Consider the following 6,710-nt stretch of genomic DNA (forward strand, 5'->3'; position numbering starts at 1 on the left):
ATGGATTTGGATCGACGCACCCTGATGACAAACGGGCTGGGCCTCGGCGTGGCCGCCACCTCCGGTGCTATGGCCCTGACGCCGGGCGTCGGCACAGAGCTTAAGGATCTGCGCGGCACCCCTCTGCCGCCGGAAACGACGGAATATGTCGATCTGTGGCCGAAGGGTCCGGCAGGCCTGCTCAAGACCGAACTGAGCGAAGTCGTCAAAACCGCTCCCACCCCGCCCCTGCGCCGACTTGTCAATGGTGTGACCCGCCCGCGTCTGGCCGTCTATCGCCCGCAAAAGCCGAACGGCGGCGCGCTGCTGGTCATTCCGGGCGGCGGCTACACCTATATCTCGGTCGATAACGAAGGCCACAATGTTGGCCGCGTCTTTTCGGCGCAGGGCCTGACCGTCTTCGTCCTCTATTACCGTCTGCCCTCCGAAGGCTGGGCGCAGGCGTCGGATGTGCCCTTGATGGACGCCCAGCGCGCCATGCGCCTAATCAAGGCGCGCGCCAAAGACTTTCAGATTGATCCGGCACGCGTCGGCGTGATGGGATTCAGCGCCGGGGGCCATCTGTGCGCCTCACTGGCTACCGGCTATGGCGCCCCCGTCTATGCCGCCGTCGATGCCATAGACGCGCAGGACGCACGCCCGCATCTTTGCGCGCCGATCTATGCGGTTATCTCGATGAAACCCGGCCTGACCCACGCCGGATCACGCAGCAACCTCATCGGGGCCAATGCCAGCGAGGACATCACCGCCCGCTATTCGACGGAAAACCACGTCACACCGCAGACACCCCCGGCCTTTCTGCTGCACGCCGAGGACGATGGGGCGGTGCCGGTCGAAAACACCCTGGCCTTCCGCGCCGCGCTGAAATCCGCCGGGGTCAGCGTCGAAACGCACCTTTACCCGAAGGGTGGGCATGGCTTTGGCATCCTGTCTCCCACCGTGCCGTGGAGCGACCTGTTCCTGCATTTCGCGCGACAACAGGGCCTGTATAGCCAGACAAATGCCTGAGACCGGCTCCAGAAATGACCGTGAAAACTTATCCCAAGGTCAACTGTAACCTTGTTAAATACTTTTCATGACTCAGGTTTAATTTGACCCGGATCGCCTGTTGCGAGATGTGTGATCAGGCAGGGTCCGGCTTTTCGGACGCCTGCGGATGTTGGAAACCCTGTTGATGCGCGTACTGGCCTGCACATCCCTGACCCTGCTGCTGCCTCTGGCCTGTCCGGAGATGGCGCTGGCCGGTGAAAACCGGATCGAGCTGCAAAATCTGGCCGCCCGCGTAGTGGTGGTGACGCAGGCGCGTCAGGACATTGATGTGCGCGTCAAGGCTGGCCCCCGCAACATGCCTCAGATCACGCTGCGCCGTCAGGGCGACCGCGTTATCGTCAACGGCAATGTCAGCGGTCGGGATCAGTCGTGCGGTGGCAGCGGCACCAGCCTGTTTGCCTTCAATATCGGCGACCGTAGCGTCACCACGGTCAAGGTGGCCGGCATGGGACACCTCAACCTGTCTGACCTGCCGACGGTCTATGTCTATGCCCCGCAGGATATGGAGATCGTCAGCAAGGGCGCGGTCTATGGCAATGTGTCGGAGGCCAGCAGTCTAAAGCTCAGCGTGCAGGGTTGCGGTGACTGGAACGTCGGGCCCGTGCGCGGCGCCCTCACCCTGATCAATAGCGGCTCCGGCGACACCCATGCCGCCAGTGGCGGCGACAGCGAAATCGTCAGCACCGGATCCGGTGATGTGCATATCGGCGGCGTGCGTTCGCTCAAACTGTCGCAGTCAGGCTCCGGCGATGTCAGCGTCGGCTCCGTCAGCGGCACCCTGTCGGCGGCAAGCGCCGGGTCAGGCGACATCAGCATCGGTGCGGTCAGCGGTCCGGTAGAAATCAGTATGGCCGGGTCCGGCGATGTGGTGGTGGCCAAGGGCCGCAGCCCGACTCTGAAAATCGCCGTGGCCGGGTCGGGCGACGTGCATTTTGGGGGCGAAGCGAAGATGGTCGAGGCCGCCGTGGTCGGCTCAGGCGATGTGTTTGTCGCGCGCGCTACCGGCACGGTTCAGAAGAAAGTGCTGGGGTCCGGCGACATCAATATCGGCGGCCAATAAACAACCCCAGTAATCAAGCCTATGCGGATTAGCTAAAATCGTCTGTGTCGCGCAGACGCCGACGCATTACCGCACGCAAAATGGATACGCCCACGATCAACGGCGACAAGGCCATGATGTAGAGCTTGCGCCAGATGGTATCGGCGCGCTTCAGGAAATAGTAGACCAGACCCAGCCCCTTGTTCGTTTCGACAAATAGGGGGTCAACGCGCGAGGTATGGCCCTCGTGGATGACCTCGGCCTTGGGATGGAACAGCACGGTGCCGCCCTTTTTGCGGATGCGCCAGCACAGGTCCACGTCTTCGACGTGCAGGAAGAAACGCGTATCAAAGCCACCCACCGACAGAAAATCCGCACGGGCGATGCAGAAGCAGGCCCCCGACACTGCGGCCACTGGCACCGGAGCGTCCGGCAGAAGCTCGTCCTCACGGTGGATTTCAAAGCCACGCAGGAAGGGTAGATAGCGGGACAGGCGCATCAGCGATACCAGTGTGGTTATCGGCGTGACCTCACCGCGCCGCGATCCACGCTGCTCAGATCCATCAGGGTTCAGAACGCGAGCCCCCACGAGACACGGCCGGGGCGTGCTCAGCGCCGTATCGACCAGCGCTTCGACCGCTCCGTCGCACAGTATGGCATCGGGATTGAGGAAGACCACCCACGGTTGGCTTGCCAGCTGAGTCCCCATATTGGCGGCGCGCGCAAAGCCAATATTACCGTGCCCCTGCACCAGCAGCACCCGCTCATAGGCTTCATCGATCTCACGCAACAGTTCGATGGTGCGTTCTGATGAGCCATTGTCGATCAGGATCAGTTGCTTCACCGCCGCTTCGGCCAGCACCCGTTCAATGGAGTCGAACAGGATACGACCGGAGTGGTAGGCGATAATAACGACCGCCACGCCACGCGTGTCACGTGCCGGCAGAACAATGTCCGTCCCCGGCACGAGCGCTTCTGCCTCACCTGCCGCCAGCCTCTGGGCCTTAAGCAGGTCACTAATGGTAGGCGGCAGGGCAGGTTTCATCTAATCGGCTTCAATATGACTTACTTCAAATCAGGCGGCAGGCTTTCGGTACGCAACTGTTCAGCGGCATTATCGACCGACAAAACGGTCTGCCCTTCCTGCCCCAGATAACGCAGGGCCACTTCCCCGGTCTCAGCTTCTTTGCGTCCGACCACCGCGATGACCGGCACCTTAGCCAGCGAATGTTCGCGGATCTTGTAGTTAATCTTCTCGTTCCGCAGGTCTGTGTCAACCCTGAGTCCAGCCGAACGCAATTTTGACGCAACCTGTTGCGCGTAATCATTAGCATCAGACGTGATCGGTGCCACTACCACCTGTATGGGAGCCAGCCACAGCGGGAACTTACCCCCATAGTTTTCGATCATTATGCCAATAAAGCGCTCAAAAGAGCCCAGAATGGCGCGGTGTAGCATCACCGGACGCTGACGCGAGCCGTCTTCGGCCACATACTCAGCCCCCAGACGCTCCGGCAGCACGTAGTCGAGCTGAATCGTACCACAGGTCCAGGTGCGGCCAATGGCGTCGCGCACGATGAAGTCGAGCTTGGGCGCATAGAAGGCCCCGTCACCTTCGGCGATCACCGGCTCCACCCCCGCCGCGCGGGCGGCCTCGGCCATCTGCGCCTCGGCCTTGTCCCAGAACTCATCAGACCCGGCGCGCACCTCCGGACGGGTGGCCAGCGCGATATGCTCGGCCTGCATCCCCAGATCGGCGTGGACCTGACGGCAAAGGGTGATGAACTTCGTCGTCTCCTCGACGATCTGGTCTTCGCGGCAGAAGATGTGCGCGTCGTCCTGCGTAAAGCCGCGCACGCGCATCAGGCCGTGCAGCGAGCCCGACGGCTCATAGCGGTGGCAGGCCCCGAATTCAGCCATTCGGATCGGCAGTTCCTTATAGGAACGCAGGCCGACCTTGAAGATCTGCACGTGGCCGGGGCAGTTCATCGGCTTCAGGCTGAGGGTTTCGCCTTCGACCGTCTCACAGACGAACATGTTGGGGCGATACTTGTCCCAGTGGCCCGACTTTTCCCAGAAGGTGCGGTCCAGCACCTGCGGCGTCTTGACCTCGACATAGCCCGCCGCATCGAGGCGGCGGCGCATATAGGCCTCCAGCGTCCGCCACAGCGTCCAGCCGTGCGGGTGCCAGAAGACCATGCCGCGCCCCTCTTCCTGCATGTGGAAGAGGTTCATCTGACGGCCCAGCTTGCGGTGGTCGCGCTTTTCGGCCTCTTCAAGGCGAGTGATGTAGGCCTGAAGGTCTTCTTCGGAGGCCCAGGCCGTGCCGTAGATGCGCTGAAGCTGCGCATTGTTGTGGTCGCCGCGCCAGTAGGCCCCGGCCAGCTTGGTCAGCTTGAAGGCCTTGCCGATGAATTTCGACGACGGGAAATGCGGCCCGCGGCACAGGTCCTTCCAGTTGTCGCCGTGGCGATAGACGGTGATCGTCTCCGTGCCCGGCAGGTCCCGGATGATCTCGGCCTTATAGTGTTCGCCGATCTCCTCAAAGTGCTGGATAGCAGCATCGCGGTCCCACACCTCGCGCACGATCTTGTCGTCGCGATCAACCAGCTCCTTCATCTTCTTTTCGATCTTCGGCAGGTCGTCGAGGCTGAACGGCTCATCGCGCGCAAAGTCGTAATAGAAGCCGTCCTCGATGGCCGGGCCGATGGTGACCTGCGTGCCGGGGAACAGCTCCTGCACCGCCTGCGCCAGAAGGTGCGCGGTATCGTGGCGGATGACTTCCAAGAGGGCCGGATCATCGCGCGTCAGGATTTCGATGGAGGCACTGCCCTCGATCGGCCGATCGAGATCGTAAAGCTCTCCGTTGAGGCGGAGCATCGCCGCCTTTTTGGCGAGAGACTTGGACAGACCCTCCGCTATGCTGCGTCCGGTTGCGCCCGGCTCATAGGAACGAACGGCGCCATCGGGAAAGGTCAGGTCAATCATATGTCACTCTTTCAGTATGCTCAGCCCCTACGACAGGCCAGAGCGTTCGGTTAAGCCGCGCCCCTACGACAGGCGACAGCAGTCAGTTTTTGTCGTCTTTTGGCGGCACCGGATCGTATCCGTGGCCCCCGCCGGGACGGCACCGGCAGATACGCTTAAACCCCAACCATGACCCTTTTATAGGGCCATGCACGATCAGGGCTTCGGCGGTATATTCCGAACAGGTCGGCGCAAAGCGGCAGGCCTGCCCGATCAGGGGCGACAGGCTGAGCTTATAAGCCCTGAGCCCTGTCTTCACGGCCTTGGCATAGAGACGCCCCATGCGGCAATACCTTTTTGGCGAAAAGTATCAACTGTTTCCGATATTTTGCGCTCGATGGCAATGCCGACCGCAATCTCATCACATGATAATCACTTGACGATCACGGATTTGTGATCAATCTTCACTCCACTCAAAGAGGAGATGCGGGGATGAAAACACTACTGCCATTGGTGGCTGTAAGCCTTGGACTGGGACCGGGACTGGGAGCGTGCTCCAAACCTGCCGAGGAGGTCGCTGTATCGATGGGCGATTCCATCGTAGGTCCGGATATGGACAAAACAGGCCCATTCGAGAACTTCGAGCGCCTTACCCTTGCCGCCGTGCCTGCCAAAGACACGCCTCCCGATTCCAAACTCATGCGTATAGAGTTGCAAAAGGGTAACGGCGAAGACGTTGCCACTCTTTACGACCTTCTATCCGATCATAAGCCCTATCTCGCAGGCGTGACCTACCATCCCTTCACGCCCATTGTCGCCGAAACCAATGCAGAGCGAAGAGACTACTGGATCGTCGGTTTGAACCTGTCGCGCACCCCCGACCGGTCGGTCTATTCGATCCTGCGTTTTCCGCATGGCTCGGCCTTTACGCCGGGACAAACCGTAAAGGTCGAATATCTGCATCTGGGCTGTTACGATTTGACGATAGCGCGCATGCCCGTATCCGCTCACGATCCGGCAAACCCCGAACGAAACTTCGAACCGGAGTTTGCGGCGGAAGCCGATGGATGCGAATTCAACAGCCTAACCGAAGCCTATAAGGTCACGCCTCTGGTGTTGCGCAAGTACGATCAGATCAAGCACTTCCCCGACGCGCCAAAGCCTAACTGGCTACCGCTGATCGTGACCGTCGAGTAATCAGCCCGCCGTCCCCACCGCTTCAACCGTGGCCTCCAGAGCCAGCAGGGTTGAAGCGTGGCGCGCCGGGAAGTCCTTCACCGATTGGAGGATGGCGAAGTCGGCAAAGCGCTCAGGATAGGCATATTCGCCGCCCTTGAGCATAGTTTTCATGGCGTCGCGCGCGGCGACGACTTCGACGACCGGGGCACCGATGACGCTCTGGCTGAGGATAGCGGCGGCGGCCTGACCCAACGCGCAGGCTTCGACCTCTTGCGCGAAGTCAGTGATCACGCCGTCAGAGAATTTGACGTCCACATGGATGGTCGAACCGCACAGTTTTGCGGTCCGGTCAGCGGCCCCATCGGGGGCCTCCAGCCGCCCGACATGCGCCAGTTGCGTGGTACGGCGCAGAATTTCACGGGAATAGAGTTCGTCGATCATTTGACTTTCCTCCTCCCCTGCGCAGCGGGGGAGG

Annotated in this window: 7 protein-coding genes; 3 read left to right on the forward strand and 4 right to left on the reverse strand. The window is 61.1% G+C overall.

The annotated features are described in order from the left end of the window. Positions 1 to 1,008 (forward strand): alpha/beta hydrolase, encoded by a 1,008-nt coding sequence (locus Q0072_RS14205; protein ID WP_298331330.1) that lies wholly within the window; start codon positions 1 to 3, stop codon positions 1,006 to 1,008. 148 nt (positions 1,009 to 1,156) lie between these two features. Beyond that, positions 1,157 to 2,110 carry a DUF2807 domain-containing protein gene (locus tag Q0072_RS14210; RefSeq protein ID WP_298331332.1) on the forward strand — a complete coding sequence of 318 codons (954 nt, stop codon included), beginning with the start codon at positions 1,157 to 1,159 and terminating at the stop codon, positions 2,108 to 2,110. Between the two features lie 28 nt (positions 2,111 to 2,138). Here Q0072_RS14210 and Q0072_RS14215 read toward each other — a convergent pair whose 3' ends face one another. The 3 genes from Q0072_RS14215 to yidD all read right to left on the reverse strand — a co-directional run bounded on the left by Q0072_RS14215 (position 2,139) and on the right by yidD (position 5,399). Then, entirely contained in the window at positions 2,139 to 3,134 is a 996-nt protein-coding gene (locus Q0072_RS14215) for a glycosyltransferase family 2 protein (protein WP_298331334.1), read from the reverse strand. A 20-nt stretch (positions 3,135 to 3,154) separates the two neighbouring features. Next, the gene (thrS, locus tag Q0072_RS14220) at positions 3,155 to 5,077 is read right to left on the reverse strand and encodes a threonine--tRNA ligase (protein WP_298331336.1); all 1,923 of its coding nucleotides are present in this window, start codon (positions 5,075 to 5,077) and stop codon (positions 3,155 to 3,157) included. 82 nt (positions 5,078 to 5,159) lie between these two features. Beyond that, a complete protein-coding gene (yidD, locus tag Q0072_RS14225; protein ID WP_298331338.1) occupies positions 5,160 to 5,399 on the reverse strand; it encodes a membrane protein insertion efficiency factor YidD in 240 nt (79 codons plus the stop codon). 149 nt (positions 5,400 to 5,548) lie between these two features. Between yidD and Q0072_RS14230 the strand changes: the two genes are divergently transcribed. Further along, positions 5,549 to 6,253, forward strand: a complete 705-nt coding sequence (locus Q0072_RS14230; RefSeq protein ID WP_298331340.1) for a hypothetical protein — start codon at positions 5,549 to 5,551, stop codon at positions 6,251 to 6,253. Here Q0072_RS14230 and Q0072_RS14235 read toward each other — a convergent pair whose 3' ends face one another. Then, positions 6,254 to 6,676, reverse strand: a complete 423-nt coding sequence (locus Q0072_RS14235; RefSeq protein ID WP_298331344.1) for an iron-sulfur cluster assembly scaffold protein — start codon at positions 6,674 to 6,676, stop codon at positions 6,254 to 6,256. Positions 6,677 to 6,710: the final 34 nt, after the last annotated feature.

Source organism: Asticcacaulis sp., assembly GCF_027484505.1.
GTDB lineage: Bacteria > Pseudomonadota > Alphaproteobacteria > Caulobacterales > Caulobacteraceae > Asticcacaulis.